The organism is Streptomyces decoyicus (assembly GCF_019880305.1).
Classification (GTDB): Bacteria; Actinomycetota; Actinomycetes; order Streptomycetales; family Streptomycetaceae; genus Streptomyces; species Streptomyces decoyicus.
On record NZ_CP082301.1, the window covers coordinates 8246973 to 8270510 of the forward strand.

Consider the following 23538-nt stretch of genomic DNA (forward strand, 5'->3'; position numbering starts at 1 on the left):
CTGGTAGTGGAGCATGATCACTGATGTCGGGGGTGGACTCTACCTACCCGCGCTTCACCTCCGCCTGGGCGGAGCGCACCCGACGTCCTCGACACCACCGACACCGACCGGGACCAGCGGGTCGTCATCTCCACCGCCGCCCCCGGCTCGCCGTCCGAGGAGGCGTTACGGCTGTTGCCGACCCTCGGCCCGCAGCGCATGGACGTCACCGGCTGAGATCCGCACGGCCATCCGGCGCCCAGCAGCGACCTGCGCGACGCCCAACTCATGGTCACTGCAAGGACGATTCCGCTCTCGGCGGAGTATCGGCAGAACATCTGGACGGCACGTCACGGCCTGCGAGGATGGTCGTATGGGGATGAATGTGACGGTGCGCCGGCTCGATCTGGGGTACTTCATCCGACCGGCGTCGGAGACGGGCGGCCCGCAACCGAGGGCCGAGCCCGTCCTCGCCTACCTGGTGCGACACGACCAGGGACTGATTCTCTTCGACACCGGTATCGGCAACGCGGACTCCGAGACCGAAGCGCACTACCGCCCCCAACGGCGCGCGTTGCAAGGCGCGTTGGCGGCAGCCGGAGTCACTCTCGCCGACATCTCCGTCGTCGTGAACTGCCACCTTCACTTCGACCACTGCGGAGGAAACCCTCTGCTGGCCGGCAGGCCCATCCTGGTCCAGAACGTGGAGCTGGCCACCGCCCGCCGGGGCGACTACACCATCGATGAGCTCGTCGACTTCCCCGGAGCGGTTTACGAAGAACTCACCGGTGAGACCGAACTCTGGCCGGGAGTCTGGATCATTCCGACGCCCGGGCACACCCAAGGACATCAGTCGCTGGTTCTCCGGCGAGGTGACGGCACCGTGGTCCTCGCCGGCCAGGCACACGACTTCGCGTCCCAGTTCGCGTCGGACCATCTGGCCCGCCAGGCCGCACTCCAAGGCGCGGAGCCACCGCTTCCTGCCTACCCGCCCTGGCTGGAGCGGCTCGCCGAGTTCGACCCACGGCGTGTGCTGTTCGCCCACGACTGCTCGGTCTGGGAACCAGCGGACAGCAACTGGGAGGACGGACAAGGCAGCCCTCACCGGCGGCAAGCGGCTACCCGGACATGAAGATCACGATCTACCTGAGTCGTCACCGGACTACCGGGCGGTCAGGTCGGACTCGTCCCAGATCCGCAGTACGCCGTCGCGCCCGGAGGTGACGAGTGCCCGACGGCCGTCCACGACCGCCGACTCCATCGCCGTGACGTCGTACCCGCGGGTGAGGACATGGCCGGCTTCGAAACCCTCCGCAGCGTCCCACAGCCGCAGCGAGTCCTGGCCCGCCGTCACCACCCGAGGCCGCCCGTCGGCCGTCATGACCGCCATCGTCTCCAGGGGCCCCTGCGAGGCGGCAACCGGTTCGTACAGCAGCTCGTCCGGTCCGGCACCAAGGTCCCAGGCGTACAGCTCGCCCTTCTCGGTGGCCGCGACGACCGCCGTGCGCTCGGCGATCGCGCAGGCCGTCACGGCCCACACCCGGCCCTCGTCCGGATCGAAGGCGGCGATGTTGGTGAGGGTCGCGGCGTCCCACACTTCGGCTCCCGACCCGCCCGCCAGGATCAGGCGGCGGTCCCCGACCCGCGCCCCGCCGAGGCAGGACAACTCGCCCACTTCGCCGAGTACCGTGTCGGTGCCGTCCGGCGACCAGAGCCGCACCTCCTCGGAGTACTGCTGTGCGGTGACAAGCGCGCCGTCGAGCGCGATCACATCGGCGAGGTAGGCGCCGTTGAGCGGTGTCCGCCACAGGAGTTCACCGGCGCCGAGGTCCCACAACGCCGGTTCCTGTTCGTCCCCGCCGGCTGCCAGAAGGAGCTTGCCGTCCACGGAAAGCGCGGCGACCATGTCGATGGTGTTCTCGGCATCGGGGAACGCTGCCACGAGCGGGTCCCCGGCGTGCGCGTAGGGGAGAGGCCGAGCCAACCATTCCCCGGTCGAGAGGGACCATGTCCACACCCCGCCCCGCTCGTCCACGCAGACGATCAGGGTGCTCCCCGCGTGGTGGACGACGGAGAGGTCGTGGACCGTGGAATCAGCAGGCATCCTTGCGCTCACGAGCATCTGGAGATCGTAGCAACTGGCCCCGGTTGACTGGAAGTTGCGGCAACCGGGCCGCGATCGACCGGCGCTCAGGCCTGCGTAAGTGCTTGCGGGAAGCCGAACACCTTGTCCGGGTCGTAGTCGTGCGCAATGGAGCGCAGGCGCTCCAGGTTCGGGCCGTAGTAGGCCGTCGGCCAGTCGGGGAGGTCAGGGTCGATGTAGTTCACGTAACCGCCCCCGATGCCCTGGTGGGCGAGCCCCGCCACGACTTCCGCGACGCTGCGCGTCACTTCGACCTCGGATGCTGCCGTGGCGCTCGCATAGATCTGTGCCGTGGCGAATGCACTGCGGTGCGGGAAGGCGGTCTGCTGCGCGCCCACGTCGGCCACCGCACCACCGAGTGGGTCAAGGATGAGAGCCATGCCTGCGCGGCCGGTGAGCAGGGTGTTCACGGCAGCCGGGTCGGAAGCGGGGGAGGTGAGGACCCGTGACGATGCCACGAACGACTCCCGGTCGGGTCTGCCGGAGAAGAAGCGCATGGCATTGAAGTAGTCCCGGTCCTGTACCGTTCGCCGGCTGGGCAGCACACCGGAGCGCGCGACCAGATCATCCAGCAAGGGAGTGCAGGCGCTGCTCGGTCCGACGAAGCACCCGGCCACCCGGCAGCCCGGCACCTCCCCGCCCGACACGTTGAGGTTGGCCCACAGCTCCCGGGGTGCGGAGGCGATCCACGGTTGCCACGCGCCCAGCACCTCGGTCACCTTCCCCGCGGGGAAGACGATCAGGAACACGGTGAGTGCCGGAGCCGGGTCGGTCGCGAACGTGAACTGTGTGACGACCCCGAAGTTGCCGCCACCTCCACCGCGCAGCGCCCAAAACAGGTCCGGGGTACGCGCGGCGGAGACCGTCAGCGTTCTCCCGTCAGCGGTGACGACCTCAGCGGCCAGGAGGTGGTCGCAGGTGAGCCCGAACTTGCGTTGCAGTACGCCGATCCCGCCGCCCAGGGCCACGCCGGCGATGCCGACGGTGAAACAGGACCCGCCGGGCATACAGCGGTTCGCCCGGCCGAGTCCGCTGTAGACATCCCGCAGGTTCGCGCCGGCCCCGATGACCGCGGTGCCGTCCGGCTGGACCTCCACGGCCGACATACGTCGCAGGTCAAGGGTGAGGCCCCCGTGCGGCGCCGAGTAGCCGACATAGGAATGGCCGCCACTGCGGGCAGCCAGCGGAACACGGTTCGCGGCCGCCAGCACCCCCTCGCGGACATCTGCCACCGACTCGCACTGTGCGACCGCCGCGGGCACATGGTCGTCATTGAGAGGGTTGAAAAGCTTCCTGGCGTCCTCGAACCCGGGGTCTCCCGGCCGCAGCAACGCGCCGCGCATGCGCTGGCGGAGGCCGGCCCAGTCCACGTTGGCCTTGACGCCGGCGGCTCGCGCGGCGGTACGGGAGGAGGTCTGCTCGCTTGTCCGAGGCCGGTCGCCGGCCCGGCGCGCGTGGAACAGAGAGTCCCGCGCCATGGTCACCATCTCCTCTGGAGGGTCGAGGAAAGCAGGCGAGCGTCCGTTTGGTGCGGATATGTTCACGCTAACACGGGGTGACTGCCCTCTCCAGCGGGGGAACCTCGCTGCGCGAGCCCGCCGGTCAGGGGGAGACTGTCGCAGGTGAGGGGGCGCGGCACGGGCAGCGCAAAGGGTCGTGAGCAGTGGTCCGGCAGCCGCCGGAGCGGACCGCCGTCATGCGACGGCTGGAGCGGACGGCGCTACGTCCCGGCACCGGCACCAGCACCGATGCCGGGACGCACTAGGCGAAACGCGCCTACTTCACGTTGACGCCTGTCCACGCAGCGCCAACCGCCTTGTACTCGGCGCTCGTTGTGCCGTACAGGGCACCTGCCGCCTTCAGGGTCGCGGTGCGCGCGGCCTTGTAGTTGGTGGTGGAGGTCATGTACGTGCTGAGGGCCTTGTACCAGATCTTCTCGGCCTTGGCCCGGCCGATGCCGGTGACCTTGGAGCCGTCAGAGGTGGGGCTGTTGTAGCTGACGCCGTTGATGACCTTGGCGCCGCTGCCCTCGGACAGCAGGTAGAAGAAGTGGTTGGCGACACCGGAGGAGTAGTGGACGTCCTTGTTGCCGACGCCACTGGACCAGTAGTCGGCCGAGGCTCCGTCCTTGCTGGGCTTGTCCATGTAGCGCAGCGGAGTGCCGTCGCCGTTGATGTCGATCTTCTCGCCGATGAGGTAGTCGCCCACGTCCGAGGCGTTCTTGGCGTAGAACTCGGCCGACGTGCCGAAGATGTCGGACGTGGCCTCGTTCAGGCCGCCGGACTCGCCGCTGTAGTTGAGTCCCGCGGTGGCGGCGGTGACGCCGTGGCTCATCTCGTGGGCGGCCACGTCGAGGGAGGTCAGCGGGTGGGAGTTGCCGTCGCCGTCGCCGTAGGTCATGCAGAAGCAGCTGTCGTCCCAGAAGGCGTTGACGTAGCTGTTGCCGTAGTGGACGCGGGAGTAGGCGCCCTTGCCGTCGTTGCGGATGCCGTTGCGGCCGAGGGTGTTCTTGTAGAAGTCCCAGGTGACGGCTGCCCCGTAGTGCGCGTCGACGCCGGCGGTCTGGCGACCGCCGCCCCATACGTCGTCCGCGTCGGTGAAGAGCGTGCCGGTGCCCGACGTCCCCTGCTTGAGGTCGTACGTCTTGTGGCCGCCGCGGGCGCCGTCCTTGAGCTGGTAGGCCGAGCCGCTCTTGGTGGTGGTGAGTGCGACCTTGCCGCTGTAGGTGCTGGTGCCGGAGCCGGTCTCGACGGCCTCGTTCTGGAACAGCTTCTTGCCGGTGGCGGCGTCGGTGATGACGTGCAGCTTGCTGGGCGTGCCGTCCTTCTGGACGCCGGTGACGACCGTCTCGTACGCGAGAACCGGCTTGCCCGCAGCGGCCCAGACCACCTTGCGCGGCGCGGCGGAGGCGCTGGTGCTGGTGTCCTTCTCCGCGGCGGCAGCGCGGAGTGCGCTCTTCTTCGCGGCGGAGGGGGAGAGGGCGGCGGACGTACTGGCCACGGATATCGCGGCGTTGGTCGCCTTGGTGACGCTGTGCTTGCCGCTCTTGGCCTGGTGTACGACCAGGTCGCCGCCGAGGACGGGCAGTCCGGCGTAGGTGCGCTCGTACCGGGTGTGCACCGTGCCGTCCGCGTCCCTGATGACGTCCCGGACGACGAGCTTCTCCTGCGCGCCGAGGCCGATCTTCGCGGCGGTGGCGGAAGCGCTGCTCTGGGCATCCTTGAGCGCGGATGCCCGCTGTGCGGTGGAGAGTTGGACCGCCGACGCGCCGGTCGCGCGGTCCGGCTGCGCGCTGGCCGAGCCGGCCTGGACGCCGACGGCGACCATGGCGGCGGAGGCGACCAGCGCGGCAGCGCGCAGGGTGTTCTTGCGGGGGGTGGACGAGATCCGTCTCAACTCGGTCTCCCTTGTGAGGGCCGCGGCGTCGCGGCCCAAGAAGCGGCCGGGCAGCCGAGGGGTGGGATGCCCGGTGGAGCATTAGGAGTGAATCGAGGGGGAGCGTGCCAGTAGTTGACGCCTTTTGACAGATGTTCAACACGGAAGAAACAATAATTTCACCAATGGAACTGCTTTGTGACGCCATTTAACGCCCCAGGCACTGGGCGGCCTGGGGCTGGTGTGGGGATGGCCGGTTCGCCGGAAGGCCGGCACCTGTACGAGGATGTCGGCACGGCTCACTGCGGCGGGGGACCCGCCAGTGAGCCCAGGATGGTGCTGTACCGGTCACCGAAGTCGACTCGGGTGATGTCGTCGTAGCGGAACGACGACGGGGCATTGGCCCAGCGGGCTCTCGGATTGACCTCGAGGAGCCTGAGCCGGTTCTTTCCCCAGCGCACCGGCGCCCCGATGTACACCACGTCGGGGTCCAGATCCTCTTGGAGGACGGATATCAGCTGGTACTGCCTGCCGGCCGACTCCATCAGCGACCGGACGTCCGCCTGTGAGATCGCTCCGGACGGCCCTGGGGGAGGCCAGGGGCCGTGCCGCTGGAGCCAGCGCACCATCAGATCGCCGGTCCCCCGGCGTCTGACCTTGACGATGTCGCGGGTTCTGAGTGCCACAAAGCCGTTCAGCGTAAGGGAGTTGCACTCCGTGACCAGCGTCCATGAGGGCGTCACCGAGATCACGAACCCCTCGATCTCGTCACTGCCCGGAAGCGTGCGCACGATGCGTGTGAACTGATGCTTCTTGGCGGCCTCTGCCAACTGCCGCCGGATCTCATCGCTCATGGCGTCCATGCTCCACACCATGCGTGCTGCGCACCATTCCTTTTGCTCTCGGAGGTGCCGACTGCTGAGCGGGCAGCGGTCACGGTTCCACGGCAGACCCTTCGAGGAGGTCGCGGGCTTCGACCGGCCCTGCGTGACTCCGTGCAGGTGGCATCCGCTGCCGCTGCGGGCGTGACCAGGCTCGTCTCCGGCGACCACGACCCGTGTTGCCCGCCCCTGCCGTGCTCAACAGCACGTCGCGCCGGCCTGCGCCTCAGTGCCTGGCCACCACAAGTGCCCGGCCGTCACAGGGGTCTGGACGTCTCATCACAGGGGTCTGGACGTCGCAGTGGTCAGAGCCCTTCGGTAGGATCAACGCCGGAGGGAGATCGCTGTGAGTACGAGCCGGACGAACCGAGCGGCAGGCGCCTGGGGGCACCTACTGCTCATCGTCGTGCTCGCACTGGGTGTCTTTGTGATGCATTCGATGGGCCATCCCGAAGATTCCTCCGGCGCCACCATGGGGCCCGCGGTTCATGGTCCCGCTGCCGGCGCTCTTGAGCACTGCGGCATGACCGCTTCGAAGCAAGCCGCCGCCTCGGTCTCCTCACCTGGTTCACCCGACGACGCCAAGCCGTCCTCCCATACCCCAGGCACGGGAATGGACATGACCACCCTGTGTGTGGCCGTGCTCGGCGCCCTGGTCCTCGCCGGCCTCCTCCGGGCGGCGCTCAGCCGGAGGACGGACTGGCTGGTGCGGCTTCGCGCCGGAGTCGTGGCCACCCTGCGCCCCAACCCCCCGCCGCGCAGACCACCGGACCTCGCTCAACTGTCAGTCCTGCGGATTTAGGCCGAACGCCGCAGCGGGCGCATTGCGCTGCCCGCCACCCCGTTCGCCCACCTTTTCCGTAGAACAGACAGCACGAGGTTTTGACATGACAGCCATCAAGCATGGCCTGCGCCGCCCCCAGGTTCGCCGCATCGCCGCTGCCGGCATCGCTGCCGCCGCCGGTCTGACGCTCGCCGCCTGCGGCAACAGCAACGATGACCGTGTGAGCGGCACGGACCACGGGACCAAGCCGTCGACGACGGCCACCAAGGACGCCGGCGCCAACCCCGCTCCCGGTGCCTTCAACGACGCGGACGTCAGGTTCGCGCAGATGATGATCCCCCACCATCAGCAGGCCGTGGAGATGTCCGAGCTCGCCGACGGCCGGGCCGAGGACGCGGAGATCAAGACGCTCGCCGCGGCGATCGAGAAGGCCCAGGACCCCGAGATCCAGAAGATGACGTCCTGGCTCAAGGGCTGGGGCAAGCCGGTGTCGGGCGGCTCTGCGCCCGGCATGGACCACAGCATGCCCGGCATGGATCACGGACCCGGCTCCAAGGACGGCTCGGGCATGTCCGGAATGATGTCCGGCAAGGACATGAAGAACCTGAGGGCCGCCAAGGGCAGGGACTTCGACAGGAAGTTCGCGCAGCTGATGATCGGCCACCACAACGGCGCGATCGAGATGGCGAACGACGAGCAGAAGAAGGGCAAGAACGCCACGGCGAAGAAGCTCGCCGGCGATGTCGTCACGAATCAGTCCGCCGAAGTCGGGAAGCTGAACAAGATCCTCGACCGGCTCTGATCCAGTCTGCTCACCAAGCAGCAGCCGCTGCGGTCCCTCCATCGGGGCCGCAGCGGCCGACTGACACCGAGCTCCAGCGGTCCTCGGGCGGTAGGACTCAGGCGGTGAATCCCAGCACCAAGGCGCCGATCACCGGCGCCGCGTACAACAGCGGGAACAGGATGTGTGCGTACCAGCGCGCCCGGACGACGGCGACGACCGCACCGGCGAAATACAGGACCAGCCCGATCCCGGCCGCTACACCGACCATCGGCAGGAACAGACCGGCCAGCAGGCCCGCAGCCCCCGCGGCCTTGGCCGTACCGAGCCAGGGCAACCAGGAGCCGGGGATGCCGTAGTCGGCCATGGGCTGCACGACCCACTTGGCGCGGAAGAAGACGGAGGCGGCCGAGAAGCCCGCCATGACAGCGGCCAGGAGGGTGACGACGACGTAGGCGGTGGACATCAGAAATGCTCCCATCGGGCGGACGCCGGGGCGGACCTGCTCCGACCGGGTCTCGTGAGTTCCTCACTGCCCTGACGCGCCGCGACGCAGGAATGTGACAGATGACGGACATCGATCTGTGCGCGTCGTAGATGGCGTGGAGTCGTTGCCGCCGCAGGGACGAATGATTCCGGCCCGAGCGCGGGCGCCCACAGGGCCCGCCCGCGCGCCCCGCCGTCGGCCCGGAACCGCCAAGTCGCTGGGGTAACCCCCTGCCTTCGGGTGCCTTACACGGGTCGTCGAGCAGGCGGTCGACAGCGGCGAGCATCGATCGCTCGTCCAGCGTTGCGGTCTCCATGACCTCCGGATCCACGTAAGGTGAGCGGGCGTCAGGAGGCGACTGCGGCGTCTTCAGAAACCAGTTCCACCGCGGCGGATTGCCGGCCGCCGGCCAGCCGAACTCGTCCACCCAGTTTCTGGTCACGCCGAACGTCATGGGCCTGATGAGCCCCTCGCACAGCTCGGCCAGCGCTCGGACAGCACGGTGAGCGGTTATTCGCTCCAGCTCGAGCGGATCCGAACGGGGCTTTGTATTCCCCGCACCAAGTGCCGCGGGAGAATTCGGTGCGCGCCTCGTCAGCGACTCCGGCGGGCGTTGAGCCGGGCGGCCTGGCGCGTCAGGTGGTCGCGCTCGGCGAGGTTGGGTGCCTTTTGGGCCGCCTCGGCGTACAGCTGTGCCGCCGTCGCCAGGTCGCCGTCGCGCTCGTGGAGGTACGCGGCCACCGCGGTGTGGCGGGGCAGCGAGTCGTCCAGTGCCGCGAGCGCCGCCAGGCCGGCGCGCGGTCCGTCGGCCTCGCCGACGGCCACCGCGCGGTTGAGCCGGACGACCGGGCTGTCGGTCAGGCGCGCGAGCTCGTCGTACCACTCGACGATCTGCACCCAGTCGGTCTCCTCGGCGGTGGGTGCGTCGGCGTGGAGTGCCGCGATGGCGGCCTGCGCCTGGAACTCGCCCAGCCGGTCGCGGGCGAGGGCCGTCTGCAGGATCTCGATGCCCTCGGCGATCGACTCCGTGTCCCACCGGCCGCGGTCCTGCTCGGCGAGCGGCACCAGGCTGCCGTCGGGCGCGGTCCGGGCGGCGCGCCGGGCGTGGTGGAGCAGCATGAGGGCGAGCAGCCCCGCCACTTCGGGGTGGTCGATCGCGGCCGCGAGCTGCCGGGTGAGCCGGGTGGCCTCGGCGGCGAGGTCGATGTCGCCGGAGTAGCCCTCGTTGAAGACCAAGTAGAGGACGCGCAGCACGGTGGCGACGTCGCCGGGCTGGTCGAACCTTCCCCGAGCTCTGGGCTTCTCTCCCGGCCTTCGGTCAGGAGGTGCCCCCAGAGCAGGGGATACCCCGACGCCGGAGACGGTGCGCTTGGCCCGGCTGATGCGCTGCGCCATGGTCGCCTCGGGCACCAGGTAGGCCTGGGCGATCTGACGGGTGGTCAGGCCGCCGACGGCGCGCAGTGTGAGCGCGACCGCGGACGACGGCGTCAGCGACGGGTGGGCGCACAGGAAGTAGAGCTGGAGCGTGTCGTCCACCGCGGCCACGGGTCCGGGTGCCGGCTCCTCGTCGACGAGGGCCTCACGCCGGCGGCGGGCGGTGTCCGCCCGGGTCGCGTCGAGGAACCGGCGCCAGGCCACGGTGACCAGCCAGCCCTTCGGGTCCCGCGGAGGGTCGGCCGGCCAGACGCGGACCGCCTCGACCAGTGCGTCCTGTACGGCGTCCTCGGCCGCCGCGAAGTCGGCTCCGCGGCGGACGAGGAGGGCGAGCACGCTCGGTGTGAGGCTCCGGAGCAGGGCCTCGTCCATCGGAGAGCTCACTCTGTGACGGTGCACTGCATGCCCAGGAACGGGCGCACCTCGAGCCACTCGTGGATCGGCTTCCCGCCCGCCCCAGGGGCCGCCGACAGCTCCCCGGCCAGCTCGACGGCGCGCTCGTAGCTGTCGACGTCGATCACCATCCAGCCGGCGATGAGGTCCTTGGTCTCGGCGAACGGGCCGTCGGTGACCGGCGGGCGACCCTCGCCGTCGTACCGGACCCACCTCCCCTCGGGAGCGAGCGCCTGACCGTCGACGAACTCGCCGGTCCCCTCCAGCCGGGACGCGAAGTCCTGCATGTACTGCACATGCGCCGAGATCTCCTCCGGCGTCCACTGGTCCATGGGCACGTCGTTGACCGCAGCCGGGGCGCCGCGGTAGTGCTTGAGCAGCAAGTACTTGGCCATCGTGGTTCTCCTCGGTACTGGTGCGACCCATTGTGGTCGCGTTCACTACGGGGACGGAGCCAGACGCGGGTTCTCGACATCACCGACGGATTTTTTTCGGGCTCCCGACAATGAGCCTGGGTGAGCCGTCTCGTGGCGCCCGGGGCCACGATATGTGACGAGGGCGGGACGGATCGTGGTCTTCCGGGACCAGTGGCGATCAGGCAACTGAAGCAGGGCGAGGCTCCGCGTGCGTCCCCGGTACGTGTCGTCGTGGCCTGCCGGGGGGCGGTGAGCTGGGCCTTCCTGTCACTGCCGTCCGACGCGCGCAGGGCACATTGCACAGTGCTATGTCGTCACCGCTGTCATGAGCATTCATGATGGCAGACCCGCTGTGGGACCCGCACGCTCCTGGAGGTCACCCCATGACCGAGCTCCCCGAAGAACTGCCGCTTTCCGGCATCACCGTCGTCAGCGTCGAGCAGGCGGTGGCGGCTCCCTTCGCCACCCGCCAACTCGCCGATCTCGGCGCGCGTGTCATCAAGGTGGAACGTCCGGACGGGGGCGACTTCGCCCGCCGGTACGACACCACGGTGCACGGCGAGTCCAGCTACTTCGTGTGGCTCAACCGGTCGAAGGAATCCGTGACGCTCGACCTGAAGTCGGACCGCGGACGGAGGGTCCTGGAGGAGCTTCTGAGCGGGGCCGACGTATTCGTACAGAACCTGGCCCCGGGCGCGGCTGCCAGGATGGGCCTGGGCGCCGAGGCGCTCGCCGAGCGCTTCCCGTCGCTGATCCCGTGCGCCATCTCGGGTTATGGGTCCAGCGGGCCGTGGGCCGACCGCAAGGCGTACGACCTGCTGGTGCAGTGCCAGACCGGGCTGGTCTCGCTGACGGGGAACGAGCACGGCTCGGCGCGGGCGGGTGTGTCGGTCGCCGACATCGCGGCCGGCATGTACGCCTACTCGGGCATCCTCACCGCGCTGTTCACGCGGGCGACCACGGGTGTGGCCCGTGCTGTGGAGGTCTCACTGTTCGAGGCGCTGGCCGAGTGGATGAATCAGCCCGCCTACTACACCCGTTACGGCGGCACCCAGCCCCCGCGCATCGGCACTCAGCACGCGACCATCGCGCCGTATGGCGCCTACACCGCTGCCGACGGCAAGGACGTGCTGTTCTCCATCCAGAACGAGCGCGAATGGACAGCCCTGTGCGAGCAGTTCCTGGACCTGCCCGGGCTCGTCGAAGACCCGCGCTTCGCCACCGGCTCCGACCGTGTGGCCCACCGCGAGGAACTCAACGCGATCGTGGCCGAGCGGTTCGGCGAGTGCGACAGCGGCGAAGCAATGAAATTGCTGGACGATGCAGGCATCGCCAATGCCGGGGTCAACGACATCGACGAATTCCTGGCCCATCCCCAGCTCAGCGCCCGGGACCGCTGGCGCGACGTACGGATTCCCGGGGGAGCGGTCGTGGCCGCCCTGCTGCCGCCGGCCGACCTGGCCGGCACGGTCCCGCGCATGGACGCCGTCCCTGCAGCGGGGGAGCACACCGGGGACATCCTGGCCGAGCTCGGCTACAGCACGGTCGACATCGACCGCATGAGGACCGACCACGTCATCTGACCCGCCCGCCCTGCGACATAGCGGTAGCAACGCCAACCAGGTCTCCGCCCCTTCCCCAAGGAGCGTTACCCCATGAGCACCCTCGACATCCTGTCCGAGGACGAGCAGCTCGTCGTCAGGACGGTGCACGACTTCGTCGATCAGGAGGTGAAGCCCGTCGTCCGAGAGCTGGAGCACGCCAACACCTACCCCGAGGCCCTGATCGAGCAGATGAAACAACTCGGCATCTTCGGCCTCGTCATCCCCGAGGAGTACGGCGGCACTCCGGTCTCCGCCCCCTGTTACGTCCTGATCACCGAGGAACTCTCCCGCGGCTGGATGAGCCTGGCCGGCGCGATGGGCGGCCACACCGTGGTCGCCAAGCTGCTGCTGGACTTCGGCACCGAGGACCAGAAACGGCGCTACCTGCCCCGGATGGCCACTGGCGAGACCCGGGCGACCATGGCCCTGACCGAACCGGGCGGCGGCTCGGACCTACAGGCCATCCGCACCGTCGCCCGTAAGGACGGTGGGGGCACTGAGGGCACTGAGGGCACTGGGGGCACTGGGGGCATCGGGGACATCGGGGGCACCTCCCGCGCGAGCGAAGCCGAGCGTGGGGGAGGAGGATATGTGGTCAACGGGTCGAAGACATGGATCACCAACTCCCGGCGGTCCGGGCTGATCGCCCTGCTGTGCAAGACCGACCCGGAGGCCGAGCCCGCCCACAAGGGCATCTCGATCCTGCTCGTTGAGCATGGACCCGGTTTGACGGTCTCCCGCGACTTGCCCAAGCTCGGCTACAAGGGCGTGGAGAGCTGCGAGTTGTCGTTCGACGGCTACCGGGCGCCGGCCGACGCCGTACTCGGCGGGGTCGAGGGAAAGGGCTTCGCACAAATGATGAAGGGCCTGGAGACCGGACGGCTCCAAGTCGCCGCCCGCGCACTGGGCGTCGGCCGGGCCGCGTTCGAGGACGCCCTCGCCTACGCCCAGGAACGCGAGTCCTTCGGCGAGCCGATCTGGAAGCACCAGTCGATCGGCAACTACCTCGCCGACATGGCCACGTCGCTGACCGCCGCTCGTCAGCTCACCCTCCACGCCGCCAGGGAGGCCGAAGCCGGGCGTCGTGTGGACATGGAGGCCGGCATGGCCAAGCTCTTCGCCTCCGAGACCGCCATGACCATCGCCCTCAACGCCGTGCGCATCCACGGCGGTTACGGCTATTCCACCGACTTCGACGTCGAGCGCTACTTCCGCGACGCCCCCCTGATGATCGTCGGCGAAGGGACCAACGAAATCCAGCGCAACATCATCGCGAGGCAGCTCGTCAAGCGCGGAGGCCTCGACGCCTGAACGGCGTGGCTGCCTGAAGGCCGGCTACGACCTGGTGCTCCACGCTTGACCAACAGTTGCGGACAAGCCAGGCCAGGCCAGGACAGGACAGGCCAGGCCAGGACAGGGTAGGACAGGCCAGGCCAGGCCAGGACAGGACAGGGTAGGACAGGACAGGGTAGGACAGGACAGGACAGGGGTACTCGACGGCTGTACAGCCGTAGTTCCCTGAGGGCGAGGCGTAGCCACAGGCGACGAACCGAACAGTCGCGACGAGGCGGTCCCGCTGTGAGCTGCCCCGGTTACTGGCGCTCGATGCGATGGTCTTCCGGTTCCGGACCACGCAGCAGGCCGACGGCGCCGTGAGCCGGTGCGCGGCTCAGCCCCGGCGCGGAGGCAGCTGCGGCGGACGGTGTGCCTCCGGAAGCGGCACGGGCGTAACGGCGTCCTCGCCCTGCTGCTCCGCCCGCATCCTCCGCCCGGTCTCCGTCTCCCCGAGCTGCGGACCCGTGGGGATGTCCGGGCTGTCGAAGCCCGGACTGGTGAACTCCGGTGCGGAGAAACCCGGGACGGCATCCTCGTCCGCAGCGTCACCGGCGGGTACCCGCTGATCCGGAGCCTCGGACGCCGTCTCCCCGCCTGCTCCGCCAGCTCCGCCCGTACTGCCCGCACCGTCCGTACTGCCCGCTCCATCTGTACCGCCCGTACCGGCTGTACCGCCCGTATTGCCAGCGCCACCCGCGGGGTCGGCCGCGCCGTGTCCGCTTCCCTGCCCGGCGGACGAGGGAGAGGGAAGGGAACCGGGCGAGCTGAAGTCCGGTGAGGTGTATCCGGGGTGAGGCAGCCCCATGCCCTCCTTCTCCCCTTCGTCCAGCTTCTCGTCCACGGCGTCGACGACGAAGGGCATAGGGCCAGTCTCGCCGTCATCAGCCTGACGGGATGCACTGTCCTTCATGGGGGGGGGCTCCCTCCTGCGGAGCGGTGGACGCCGGATGGGTGCTCCGGGCGCGCACCGCAGTCTCTGGTGCCGTTGCACTGCGTCTGTCCCGGCTACCGCCGACCATGCCTCGCCCGGCGCCCGGTGCGTCGGATGCCGGGAGCCACGCACCGACGCCGGGGGCCGCCGCCCACCGGTCCGTCAGGGGAATCAGCCGCGATAGGACTCCAGGAGGTGGATGGCGGGGCCCCGGCGGCGGGGGCCCCGGTGGCGGAGGACCATCCACGCAGCCCCTCCCACGGCGGCCCGCCGGCTTCCTGACCCCAAGGGGCGCGCGGGGCCGCCGGGGCGAAGACCGTGGGATTCACGGCTGGTTCTCGGGGCACGCTCTTGGGCCACGTACACAACCGACGAGGCATGACGAGGTGAGCTTCATGAGCACCATCGAGGCCGCGCGGACACTCACCGTGCCATCCGCGCTCCACGTCGACCTGGGGAACTGCCCCGAGACTGCCGGGCGCGCGCGGCATCTTGCCGACGAGTTCCTGCGGGGACTGGAGCCGGCCGTGCAGCAAGAGGCCATCGATGCCGTGCTCCTGGTCGTCTCGGAACTCGTCACCAATGCGGTGCGTCACGCCGGCGGTCCATCCTGCTCCCTGCATCTGTCGGCCTGCCCCGAGGCGATCGCTGTCGCCGTGAGCGACGCCAGCCACTTGCTGCCCCAACCGCGTACTCCCGATGTCCTCGGTGAGGGAGGCGGGTTCGGCTGGTCGATGGTCTGCCAGCTGGCCGATGCGGTGGCCGTCACGGACGAGGCCGGCGGTAAGACGGTCAGCGCACTGATCCCCCGGCACCGCAGCGCCACCGGCTGCCGCTGATAGCGGAAACCGTCTGAGCACCGTCTCCCCCTTCGGGCGGAGCACCGTCTCCCCCGGGAAGGGCACACGGGCCGGGAGCCGGGCTGGGACCCGTACAGGCTCCGTTGCGCCCGAACTGGTGGTCGTCCGGGGCGCAGGGCATGATCCTCGCTCCCGCTGCGGTGCTTCACAGCCAGCAAAACGCCAACGGCAAGGAGGGGCGACAGTTCTCGTCGACGAAGCAGACGGGGCCGTCCGCTGCGGCACACGATGGCACGCGGGAAACCCTGCCGATGGTTGCCCGCGGAACAGTCGTTGACATGGGCCGTATGGGCCGACTACGTGGACACCATGAAGTAGTCGGCCGGATTCAGGGCATTGAGCGCGACCCACCGCTGGGGTGTGACTGCGGTGGATGCTTCACTACCGTCCGATGAGGCGCGGAAGAAGTCCTGGATATCGAGAGCAATGCGGGGATCGTCATCGACGCGTCGTGCCATTTCGTAGTAGACGGCCAGCACGTGGATACATCGCGGGGAGTCAGCTGAGCAGGAGCAGTCGACCCCGACGAGTGTCGGTGCAGGCGGGTGGCCCGCTTCGGTAATCGCGCGATACAGCTCGTCGGTGAGGGCAGGCCGAACGCCGCATAGCTGGCGGGAGATCGCGACTATCGCCTCCCGGGACATGGGTGCAACCTCGATGTTGGCCACCGAAGCGTGGCGACCGCGGTGTATGACGGCGTGCACGATCCGGCCGTCGATCGTGACCTGCACTCCCCCGTCGCGTGCGATTCTGCGGGCGCGCGGCAACTGTGGATCGGGGCGGGTCTGACGCAGCGACTCGGCGAGCCGAACCCAGTCCTTCCCCCACACGGTGTAACCGAAATCGTTGTCTGCCATAAGTCAGCTGTCTCGCTTCCGGCGCAGGATCGCAATGAGGCGGTCGTCATCCAAGCGGGCCAATTCGGCGACACCAGACGTATCGGTGATATCGGAGAGCGTGGATTTGCGCGAGTGCATGGCCGCGATGTGCTCCTCGACGGTGGTTCCCGTGGTCAGAGTGGTGACGGTGACGGTGCGGGTCTGACCGATCCGATGGACTCGATCGGAGGCCTGTGCTTCCACGGCCGGATTCCACCATCGGTCGAAGTGAATGACGTCGGCTGCGCGGGTGAGAGTGAGCCCGGTGCCCCCAGCTTTCAGGCTGAGCACCAGCACTTTCGGGCCGTTGCCGGCCTGGAACCGGTTGACGATGTCGGCCCGTTGTTCCTGGTTCAAGCCGCCATGGAAGAACGGCACACACTCACCGAATTGTTCGCCGCAGTGTCGCACCAGCAGCTCACCGGTCTGCCGGTACTGGGTGAAAATGAGGGTTGGAGAGCCGATTTTGAGATTGTTGGCCACAATGTCGGTGCAGAGGTCGAGCTTCCCCGACCTCCCTGACAGCTCACCGAGGTCCCCGGTGATCAGGCCCGGGTGGTTGCAGACCTGTTTGAGTGCGGTGAGGGCCGCCAACACCTTGGTACGGCGCTGTGCGCCGCTGCCGAAGCCGTCGTCGATCGCCTGCTCCAGCAGCTGGTCGTACAACTGCTGCTGTTCCTCGGTGAGGTCGCAGATCAGGTCGGCGTGGATCTTGGGTGGGAGCGAGCCTGCGACCTGGGACTTCTTCCGCATCAACACGATCGGCTCGATGGCCCCGCGCAGTCGGGCAGCGGCGGCGAGGGAGCCGTCCGCGATCGGCCGGACAAAGCGACGACGGAACTGCGTCTTGTGCCCGAACAGTTGCGGTGCGACCAGGTTGAGCAGCGCCCAAAGCTCCTCGAGGTGGTTCTCGACAGGCGTGCCGGTCAAGGCGATTCGAGCGTCGGCCGCAATCGTTCGCGCGGCCTTCGAGACCTGCGTGCGAGGGTTCTTCAGCACCTGCGCCTCATCGAAAACCGCAGTCACCCAATGATGCTCCATCAAGAGAGGGCTGTGTATGCGTAGCGTCGGGTAGCCGGTGAGCACCACCGTCCCGCTGTCTACCGCTTTCAGCGGCCCGCCACGCCAGATTGTCGTCCGCAGGTCAGGTGCGAACCGCGCGATTTCGTGTGCCCAGTTACCGACCAGAGACGTGGGACACACCACCAGCTGTGGCCCCTCCTCGGCGCGCCCGGCGATATAGCCGATGGCCTGTAGCGTCTTACCGAGCCCCATTTCGTCGGCAAGCACCGCGCCGCCGTGTGCGTCGACGGTCTCGCGCAGCCAACTCACACCGCGAACCTGATAGGGCCGCAGCTTGGCGGTCAGCGCTGTGCGCATTTCGGTGGCAACGGCATTGGTGTGACGGAAGACGGCCACGGCATGCTCCGCCGACGTCACGGCGACACCGGTGGCATCGGGAACGGCATGCGCTGCGATCGGCAGGGCCGAACCGCCGCCCGCAATCCACGCCCGCCAGACATCCCCCGACCGACCGGGTGAGTCGAGGGGCACGCCGGCGAGCCTGTCCGGCTCGATCAGCGCGCAGTCGACGTCCGACACCTCAAACCCGCCACGCTCTGACGTCGGGACAACCAAGGCAACGGTCTCGACATCACCGACCGGCGGGGCAGCCCCCGCGGCGCGGCCGGACCAGGACCACAAGGCAAACATATGACGGTCGGGTAGGTACGTGGCCTGACTGGCCTGACTGTCAAGCAGGACACCAGGAGGTTTTTGCCCGATTCCCATGGTGTCAGTGGCCGCCCACGTCATCGCCCTGATAAGCGGGTTGGTTACCGGCCCCGGAATGGGGGGCCGCCCCAGCCACGGAGCGGCTGCCTTCTCGATCGTAGTCCGGCTCCTGCACCAGCCCTGTGGGCTTTCCGACAGGACGCAAGGCAATCACCAGCACAGCTGCTCCGAAGAGTGCGATGAGCATGATCCAGACCGCGCCGACGTGCATAGCGTGAACAAACGCATCATCGGCAGCGTGCGCAAGCGTGGGCCGGTGGATCGCGGTGGCGGCATGCCGGGCCTGTTCGGCGGAAACCCGCGCCCGGTCCTGCACCGGCCCGGGTGCATCGCTCAGCGAGGGTTCGATCGCGCGCCGATACACGATCGACATGATCGTGCCGCCAACTGCGATCCCGATCACGCTGCCGGTCTGTCGCACGGTGTTGGTGACGGCCGACCCGGCGCCGGCCCGTTCCAGCGGCAGGGAGCTGATCAATGCCGCCGTCACTGGGCCGAGCACCATGCCGACGGAGAGGCCCTGAACCCACAACAGGAGCTCGATCCAGATGAGCGGGGTGTGCAGCCCGAGGAGCCCGTACGCGCCCATGGTCAGCGCCGCCACGGTGAGAGCTGGTGCGCTGACGGGTCGTAGCGACCAGCGGTGAACGAGACGCGCGCCAAGGGGCGCCCCCAGGATCGCACCGAGCGCGGTCGGGAGACTGGCCAAGCCCGCCTCGATCGGCGAAAAGCCGCGTGCGCCCTGTAGGTAGAACGCGTTGTAGAAGGTGACGGCGGCCACGGCGAAGAGGAGCAATCCGAGCGCTGCGTTGCCGCCACCGAAGGTACGTTGCGCGAGCAGTCGGGGATCGAAGCTGGGCACCCTGATTCGCAGCTCGACGAGTACGAAAGCGGCCAGCAGGACCAGTCCGACCGCGAGCGGCGCCCAGACATCCGTACGGCTCCAGGCGGCCACCTGCCCCGCACGGATCAGCCCGTAGGCCAACGCCGCGAGCCCGCTGATCGACAGCAACATCCCAGCCGGGTCCAACGGCCGCAGGACGGGGCTACGGAAATTCGGACGAGCATCGCGATCCCGGCCAACGCCAGCGCCACGACCGGGACATTGACCAGAAAGACCGAGCCCCACCAGAAATGGTCGAGAAGCAACCCTGCCAACACCGGGCCGACAGCCATTCCGACGCCGGCGGATGTCGAGGAAATGGCGATCGCGGTTGCCCGTGCGGGGCCGGTGAAGGTCCACATGAGGGTGGCCAAGTTGGCGGGCATGATCAGCGCGCTGCCTACGCCCATCGCGGCTCGAGCGGCAATCAGTTGGCCTGCGTCGCTTGCGTACGCCGCCCACACCGAGGATCCGGCGAAGACCACCAATCCAATGGCGAGCACAGTGCGGTGACCGAAGCGATCGCCCAGTGCGCCTGCGGTGAACATCAAGGTGGCGAAGGCCAGAGTGTACGAGCCGGTGGCCCATTGAAGCTCGGCCGGGCCGGCATCCAGTCCACGGACCGGGTCTGCGAGGGTCTCCAGGGTGGTACTCAGGACGGTGTTGTCCAGCCAGATCAGCAGCGAGCACACCATGAGAACGGCAAGGATTAACTGCTGCCTGAACTTCGGCAACGTTGGGGACGTGGTCATGAATACCCTCGGGTGCGATCGGTAAAAACCTGACGCGACGGGACCGTAGGCAATCGTCACGCCCCTGTCAATTCTGAGTGTCCGTGAACTGACTGCTGGTTTTGGCGAGTCACCGAGGGCATATCCGCACACCCCTGTCAATTCCGAGTTCCTGCGAACCAACTGCTGACTTCAGTGAATCTCCGGGGCATATCTTCACGCCCCTGTCAATTGCTGAGCTTGTTGTTTGACCTCGCACATCATCCGACCTGCTGAGGCAGGGCTTTTGCAAAGTCATGTGAATCCTTGGACTGTGCAGGCGCCAGGCCAGGCGAGGTCGAGGAGGTCCGCGGCCGGCTGAAGGGCTCGTAGGACATCTCCGGAGGCCGGCCGCAATGTTCGTGTGGCCCGCCGCTCGCACAGGTTGATCGCGAGGCTGCCAGCCCTGGTGACTTCCGGCAGACATGACGTGCGCGGAACCGCAACCGGGGGATAGCGGCTCCGCGCACATCATGCGTGACAGATATCAATCACAGAGGTCACAGATGCGAGTCACAGGTATCAGTCCTTGAAGGCGTCCTTGGCCTTCTCCTTGGCGCCCCGCAGATCGCCCTTGGACTCTTTGGCCGATCCTTCGGCTTCCATACGCTCATTCCCCACGGCTCGGCCCGCAGCCTTCTCTGCCTTCCCGGCGATCTGCTCGGTCTTGGCCTTGGCCTTTTCGTCGGCACTCATCGTGAGGTCCTTTCGTAGGTGGTCTGACCGCTCTCGTGCCCCGGTGAAATCCTGGGAAACAACAGGAAGTTCGGTGGGCGGCCCGGGGCGCAGCAGGCGGGAGGATTTCTCTGCTGACCAGGCCCCGGACCGTCGTATCCGTGCTTGTATCCGTTGTGCGGCGGATGAATCCTGTCAGTTCTGATCGACGGGGGAGGTGCGACGGTGCGTCCTCGAGTGGTTGATGAGCATCGGGCGTGAAGATAGTTGAAGAGAGTTTCTGTTCGGGACTCCCGCCCCCGAGGTGTTCTAGCGGGCAGGCTATGGCTAGGAGCCCAGTACCGGGTAGTGATCCGAATAGCGGGTGTAGGTCGTGCCGTCGAGTTCCCAGCGCGGCGACGAGACGGCCTGGCCCGTGTTGCGCCAGGCGGCCGGCCGCGCGTGCCTGTTGTCGTACAGGACATAGTCGAGCCATTCCCGCGGAGAGTCGGGGTACCGCTCCCTCGTCAGGGCGTTGGTCGCGGGATCGCTCGTGTACGGATGGCCCTCATAGCGTGGTGCCGCGGCACCGAGGCTGCTCAGAAGTCCTGCGTACTCACGACCGTAGCGGTCGATGTTCATATCCCCGGCGAAGATGACTGGCTCGCCCGCGGGAATCTTGAGGCCGTCGACGAAATGGCGCATCTCCTTGAGCTGGGATGTGCGTGTCCGGGCTGCCTCACCGTCGTCACACCCGTCATCGTCTGCCTGTAGATGGGTACCGAGCACATGCACGGGCGCGCCGTTCACCTTGAGCCGGGCGTAGGCGACTCCCTTCTCGGACAAAGAGTCCGCGCCGCAGGCGTCGTCATATATGTACTGGATCTGGCGCGTGATGGGCCACCGGCTGGCGATGGCGACGCCACCGTCCTCATACGGCAGGGACGAGTAGTCGCCGAGGGTCTGATGCCAGCCATTCTCCGACCGGCCCACCACAGGAGTTCTGTAGGGATAGCCCTTCAGGCGCGCCATCAGGATGTCGGAGGCACTGTCGTCGAAGAGCTCTTGGAATACGACAACGTCGTTGCCGGCGACATACGGGGCCGAGCCGATGAGCGCACCTCGCTCATCCTGTGCCCAGCCATCAGTGATGAAGGAAGGCAACAACATGGTGTTCGTGGTGAGCACCTTGAGTTGAGGAACACTCCCTGTGGCTTCGCTTCCCGGTGCTACAGCACTTGCCGGGACCGATGTGGCGCCGGCCAGGACGGCCGAGACCACGAGCAGGGCGGTGACGCGGAGTTTCATGCGAGTCCCCTCGGGGTGACAGGTATGTACTCCGGACACACTGGCCCGCTGGCCAGGACGCGTCATGAGCAAGCTTCACTCAAAGTGCAGTGGGTTGTGGCACCCGATCCACCCAGAACCTGGGACTCGTCCGGCTGACGATGCGAACACCTCGTGCCGGGGTTGCTGCAGTCGACTGGGAGCGGATCCCCGTAGGGCCGGAAATCGGCAGGGATACCTCTTGTGCGCCACCCGCTCTGCCTCTACCCCGCATGGACCGTGGCACTGGTGACATGGTGTCTTCCTCGCCACTGCCTTAGGGCGGACAGGCCCTGGCGCCTCTTCCGACTGCGCTGAGGGATGCGGTGCGCACCTCAGGGGTCGGTTGACGCCCTTGAGGGGGCGGTCTAGCATCCACGATACTATCGCTATGCGGATTCTAACTTCCGTATTGCGGATTCGGTGGGTGAGAGTCGCCGCATCAGACAGGTCGGTGAGGGGTGAGATGCGTATGACCGAGAGGCATGTGACCGAGATGCTGGTCCCGATCGCCGCGTCCACGGACCGATTGGTGCAGACCGTCAAAGCGCTCAACGACACGGAGGTCGGCGGAAAGACGCTGGTGCCGCCGTGGACCCGTGGCCATGTGATCACTCACGTGGCGTGCGCCGCCGATAGTCTCTGTCGGCTGCTGACCTGGGCCCGTACCGGTGTGGAGACGCCGCAGTACGCCAGCATGGACGCACGGGCCGCGGAGATCGAGGCCGGCGCCCGGCGCCCGGTCCGCGAGTTGGTGGCCGATGTCGTGGCGAGCGCCGAGCGCTTCGATGACGCCGTACGCGCCCTGCCGGACGCGGCGTGGAGCTATGAAGTCCGCATGCGCACAGGTGAACTGCGTACGCCGGCGGCCCTGGCCTCTGCCCGCCTGCGCGAACTCGAAGTTCATCATGCCGACTTGTCGGCCGGTTACCAATTCGGCGATGTGCCGCCGCCGACCGCCCGCTTGATCATCAACGACCTCGTCGACGCACAGCGCCGACGCGAAGGCGTCCCCCCTCTGCGCATCGAAGCGACGGACACCGACCTGACCCATGAACTGGGCACTGGAGGGCCGGCCATCAGGGGCACCCAGGCCGACCTCCTCGGCTGGCTCACCGGCCGCACCACCGGGGCCACCCTTACGACTTCCCGGCCCGGCCCGGTCCCCACCGCGCCGTACTGGATCTGAATCCGACGGCCTTTGCAGCTCAATAGCAGAGACGGTGTCTACCCGGTACCCACGCGGTACGGCTCAGCCGCGCACGCCGGCCTTCTCCCGAGCCACCGCATAAAAGGACCGATGCCTTGCATGGCTCATCCGGGCAGCGGCCCGGGACGGCCGCCGTCCCCGGGGACTTGGCTCTCCAGGTAGTCGAGGGCGAAGTACTCATAGCAGGTGCCCACCTTCTGGAGGTCCCGCCTGGATGTGTCGATCAGGTCGAACCAGGGGTTGGCGCGGACGGGGAGCCCCACATTGCGGAGGAAGTCCACACTTGCTGCGTGCTCGATGCCTTCGACCATCGCCTCCGGAAGCGTGAGCAATTCGTCGGAGCGGAACTCGCCTTCCAGGGTCGTCCTGTCAATGGGTGGTGTCATGTGGTGCTCTTCCCTGGATTAGGCGTGGTGAGGAGAGTGAGCTCGCCCGTCGCCCGTCGCCCGTCGCCCGTCGCCCGTCGCCCGTCGCCCGTCGCCCGTCGCCCGACGCCCGACGCCCGACGACCCCTGCCCGACGCGGCTACCGTGCCTCGCCTACTGTGCCTTGCGCGGAATCCATGCGCAGGGTGGAGACCCCGGGCAACCCCGCCAAGTCCGCATCGCCGCCCGCACCGC

Annotated in this window: 22 protein-coding genes and 1 pseudogene; 8 read left to right on the forward strand and 15 right to left on the reverse strand. The window is 68.0% G+C overall.

The features are described 5' to 3' along the window. Positions 1-81: 81 nt before the first annotated feature. Both K7C20_RS38730 and K7C20_RS36065 read left to right on the forward strand, forming a co-directional pair. Positions 82-216: pseudogene (locus K7C20_RS38730) on the forward strand (transcriptional regulator); the annotation flags it as partial. 136 nt (positions 217-352) lie between these two features. Further along, positions 353-1111 (forward strand): N-acyl homoserine lactonase family protein, encoded by a 759-nt coding sequence (locus K7C20_RS36065; RefSeq protein ID WP_048828564.1) that lies wholly within the window; start codon positions 353-355, stop codon positions 1109-1111. A 30-nt stretch (positions 1112-1141) separates the two neighbouring features. On the opposite strand, the gene K7C20_RS36070 is transcribed toward K7C20_RS36065, so the two are convergent. From K7C20_RS36070 to K7C20_RS36085, 4 genes are all read right to left on the reverse strand, one after another. Beyond that, complete coding sequence (locus K7C20_RS36070) at positions 1142-2101, reverse strand: WD40 repeat domain-containing protein (RefSeq protein ID WP_150127283.1); 960 nt, start codon at positions 2099-2101, stop codon at positions 1142-1144. A 68-nt stretch (positions 2102-2169) separates the two neighbouring features. Continuing rightward, positions 2170-3600: an FAD-binding oxidoreductase gene (locus K7C20_RS36075; RefSeq protein ID WP_245171436.1), complete on the reverse strand. Its 1431-nt coding sequence runs from the start codon at positions 3598-3600 to the stop codon at positions 2170-2172. A 298-nt stretch (positions 3601-3898) separates the two neighbouring features. Further along, positions 3899-5449, reverse strand: coding sequence for a M4 family metallopeptidase (locus K7C20_RS36080; RefSeq protein WP_209443979.1), 1551 nt, complete (start codon positions 5447-5449; stop codon positions 3899-3901). Positions 5450-5796: 347 nt separating this feature from the next. After that, positions 5797-6351: a hypothetical protein gene (locus K7C20_RS36085; protein ID WP_150127284.1), complete on the reverse strand. Its 555-nt coding sequence runs from the start codon at positions 6349-6351 to the stop codon at positions 5797-5799. A gap of 466 nt (positions 6352-6817) precedes the next feature. On the opposite strand from K7C20_RS36085, the gene K7C20_RS36090 reads away from it, so the two are divergent. After that, complete coding sequence (locus K7C20_RS36090) at positions 6818-7180, forward strand: DUF6153 family protein (protein ID WP_245171509.1); 363 nt, start codon at positions 6818-6820, stop codon at positions 7178-7180. Between the two features lie 85 nt (positions 7181-7265). Further along, the gene (locus K7C20_RS36095; RefSeq protein ID WP_053209624.1) at positions 7266-7964 is read left to right on the forward strand and encodes a DUF305 domain-containing protein; all 699 of its coding nucleotides are present in this window, start codon (positions 7266-7268) and stop codon (positions 7962-7964) included. A 97-nt stretch (positions 7965-8061) separates the two neighbouring features. Here K7C20_RS36095 and K7C20_RS36100 read toward each other — a convergent pair whose 3' ends face one another. The 3 genes from K7C20_RS36100 to K7C20_RS36110 all read right to left on the reverse strand — a co-directional run bounded on the left by K7C20_RS36100 (position 8062) and on the right by K7C20_RS36110 (position 10652). Beyond that, on the reverse strand, positions 8062-8409 hold the full coding sequence (locus K7C20_RS36100) for a DoxX family protein (protein WP_030075291.1): 348 nt from the start codon (positions 8407-8409) through the stop codon (positions 8062-8064). Positions 8410-9024: 615 nt separating this feature from the next. Continuing rightward, complete coding sequence (locus tag K7C20_RS36105) at positions 9025-10236, reverse strand: RNA polymerase sigma factor (protein ID WP_030075290.1); 1212 nt, start codon at positions 10234-10236, stop codon at positions 9025-9027. A gap of 8 nt (positions 10237-10244) precedes the next feature. Next, complete coding sequence (locus K7C20_RS36110; protein WP_030075288.1) at positions 10245-10652, reverse strand: YciI family protein; 408 nt, start codon at positions 10650-10652, stop codon at positions 10245-10247. Between the two features lie 404 nt (positions 10653-11056). Between K7C20_RS36110 and K7C20_RS36115 the strand changes: the two genes are divergently transcribed. Together K7C20_RS36115 and K7C20_RS36120 are read left to right on the forward strand one after the other, a co-directional pair. After that, positions 11057-12256, forward strand: coding sequence for a CaiB/BaiF CoA transferase family protein (locus K7C20_RS36115; RefSeq protein WP_030075286.1), 1200 nt, complete (start codon positions 11057-11059; stop codon positions 12254-12256). 72 nt (positions 12257-12328) lie between these two features. Continuing rightward, positions 12329-13588, forward strand: a complete 1260-nt coding sequence (locus K7C20_RS36120) for an acyl-CoA dehydrogenase family protein (protein WP_048828562.1) — start codon at positions 12329-12331, stop codon at positions 13586-13588. Positions 13589-13946: 358 nt separating this feature from the next. Here K7C20_RS36120 and K7C20_RS36125 read toward each other — a convergent pair whose 3' ends face one another. Beyond that, the gene (locus K7C20_RS36125) at positions 13947-14474 is read right to left on the reverse strand and encodes a hypothetical protein (protein ID WP_053209625.1); all 528 of its coding nucleotides are present in this window, start codon (positions 14472-14474) and stop codon (positions 13947-13949) included. Positions 14475-14938: 464 nt separating this feature from the next. On the opposite strand from K7C20_RS36125, the gene K7C20_RS36130 reads away from it, so the two are divergent. Then, positions 14939-15382, forward strand: coding sequence for an ATP-binding protein (locus K7C20_RS36130; protein ID WP_053209682.1), 444 nt, complete (start codon positions 14939-14941; stop codon positions 15380-15382). Positions 15383-15699: 317 nt separating this feature from the next. Here K7C20_RS36130 and K7C20_RS36135 read toward each other — a convergent pair whose 3' ends face one another. The 6 genes from K7C20_RS36135 to sph form a co-directional block, all read right to left on the reverse strand. Continuing rightward, positions 15700-16260: an SWIM zinc finger family protein gene (locus K7C20_RS36135; protein ID WP_030075282.1), complete on the reverse strand. Its 561-nt coding sequence runs from the start codon at positions 16258-16260 to the stop codon at positions 15700-15702. A gap of 3 nt (positions 16261-16263) precedes the next feature. Next, positions 16264-18072: a DEAD/DEAH box helicase gene (locus K7C20_RS36140; RefSeq protein ID WP_245171439.1), complete on the reverse strand. Its 1809-nt coding sequence runs from the start codon at positions 18070-18072 to the stop codon at positions 16264-16266. 4 nt (positions 18073-18076) lie between these two features. Beyond that, positions 18077-19090 carry an MFS transporter gene (locus K7C20_RS38735; protein WP_245171441.1) on the reverse strand — a complete coding sequence of 338 codons (1014 nt, stop codon included), beginning with the start codon at positions 19088-19090 and terminating at the stop codon, positions 18077-18079. Continuing rightward, positions 19045-19770 (reverse strand): MFS transporter, encoded by a 726-nt coding sequence (locus K7C20_RS38740; protein WP_245171443.1) that lies wholly within the window; start codon positions 19768-19770, stop codon positions 19045-19047. Before K7C20_RS38740 ends, K7C20_RS38735 begins: the two co-directional genes overlap by 46 nt. Before the next feature lie 480 nt (positions 19771-20250). Beyond that, positions 20251-20424 carry a CsbD family protein gene (locus K7C20_RS36150; RefSeq protein WP_078953342.1) on the reverse strand — a complete coding sequence of 58 codons (174 nt, stop codon included), beginning with the start codon at positions 20422-20424 and terminating at the stop codon, positions 20251-20253. A gap of 306 nt (positions 20425-20730) precedes the next feature. Next, the gene (gene sph / locus K7C20_RS36155; RefSeq protein WP_030075280.1) at positions 20731-21690 is read right to left on the reverse strand and encodes a sphingomyelin phosphodiesterase; all 960 of its coding nucleotides are present in this window, start codon (positions 21688-21690) and stop codon (positions 20731-20733) included. Between the two features lie 490 nt (positions 21691-22180). Between sph and K7C20_RS36160 the strand changes: the two genes are divergently transcribed. Continuing rightward, positions 22181-22897 (forward strand): maleylpyruvate isomerase family mycothiol-dependent enzyme, encoded by a 717-nt coding sequence (locus K7C20_RS36160; RefSeq protein WP_030075278.1) that lies wholly within the window; start codon positions 22181-22183, stop codon positions 22895-22897. A 125-nt stretch (positions 22898-23022) separates the two neighbouring features. Here K7C20_RS36160 and K7C20_RS36165 read toward each other — a convergent pair whose 3' ends face one another. Beyond that, a complete protein-coding gene (locus tag K7C20_RS36165; RefSeq protein ID WP_030075277.1) occupies positions 23023-23304 on the reverse strand; it encodes a hypothetical protein in 282 nt (93 codons plus the stop codon). Positions 23305-23538: the final 234 nt, after the last annotated feature.

Coding starts and splice junctions, on each gene's coding strand:
- K7C20_RS36065 (WP_048828564.1), top strand. CDS start 353: ATGGGGATGAATGTGACGGTGCGCCGGCTCGATCTGGGGTACTTCATC.
- K7C20_RS36070 (WP_150127283.1), bottom strand. CDS start 2,101: ATGCTCGTGAGCGCAAGGATGCCTGCTGATTCCACGGTCCACGACCTC.
- K7C20_RS36075 (WP_245171436.1), bottom strand. CDS start 3,600: ATGGCGCGGGACTCTCTGTTCCACGCGCGCCGGGCCGGCGACCGGCCT.
- K7C20_RS36080 (WP_209443979.1), bottom strand. CDS start 5,449: ATGGTCGCCGTCGGCGTCCAGGCCGGCTCGGCCAGCGCGCAGCCGGAC.
- K7C20_RS36085 (WP_150127284.1), bottom strand. CDS start 6,351: ATGAGCGATGAGATCCGGCGGCAGTTGGCAGAGGCCGCCAAGAAGCAT.
- K7C20_RS36090 (WP_245171509.1), top strand. CDS start 6,818: ATGGGCCATCCCGAAGATTCCTCCGGCGCCACCATGGGGCCCGCGGTT.
- K7C20_RS36095 (WP_053209624.1), top strand. CDS start 7,266: ATGACAGCCATCAAGCATGGCCTGCGCCGCCCCCAGGTTCGCCGCATC.
- K7C20_RS36100 (WP_030075291.1), bottom strand. CDS start 8,409: ATGTCCACCGCCTACGTCGTCGTCACCCTCCTGGCCGCTGTCATGGCG.
- K7C20_RS36105 (WP_030075290.1), bottom strand. CDS start 10,236: ATGGACGAGGCCCTGCTCCGGAGCCTCACACCGAGCGTGCTCGCCCTC.
- K7C20_RS36110 (WP_030075288.1), bottom strand. CDS start 10,652: ATGGCCAAGTACTTGCTGCTCAAGCACTACCGCGGCGCCCCGGCTGCG.
- K7C20_RS36115 (WP_030075286.1), top strand. CDS start 11,057: ATGACCGAGCTCCCCGAAGAACTGCCGCTTTCCGGCATCACCGTCGTC.
- K7C20_RS36120 (WP_048828562.1), top strand. CDS start 12,329: ATGAGCACCCTCGACATCCTGTCCGAGGACGAGCAGCTCGTCGTCAGG.
- K7C20_RS36125 (WP_053209625.1), bottom strand. CDS start 14,474: ATGCCCTTCGTCGTCGACGCCGTGGACGAGAAGCTGGACGAAGGGGAG.
- K7C20_RS36130 (WP_053209682.1), top strand. CDS start 14,939: ATGAGCACCATCGAGGCCGCGCGGACACTCACCGTGCCATCCGCGCTC.
- K7C20_RS36135 (WP_030075282.1), bottom strand. CDS start 16,260: ATGGCAGACAACGATTTCGGTTACACCGTGTGGGGGAAGGACTGGGTT.
- K7C20_RS36140 (WP_245171439.1), bottom strand. CDS start 18,072: ATGGGAATCGGGCAAAAACCTCCTGGTGTCCTGCTTGACAGTCAGGCC.
- K7C20_RS38735 (WP_245171441.1), bottom strand. CDS start 19,090: ATGTTGCTGTCGATCAGCGGGCTCGCGGCGTTGGCCTACGGGCTGATC.
- K7C20_RS36150 (WP_078953342.1), bottom strand. CDS start 20,424: ATGAGTGCCGACGAAAAGGCCAAGGCCAAGACCGAGCAGATCGCCGGG.
- sph (WP_030075280.1), bottom strand. CDS start 21,690: ATGAAACTCCGCGTCACCGCCCTGCTCGTGGTCTCGGCCGTCCTGGCC.
- K7C20_RS36160 (WP_030075278.1), top strand. CDS start 22,181: ATGACCGAGAGGCATGTGACCGAGATGCTGGTCCCGATCGCCGCGTCC.
- K7C20_RS36165 (WP_030075277.1), bottom strand. CDS start 23,304: ATGACACCACCCATTGACAGGACGACCCTGGAAGGCGAGTTCCGCTCC.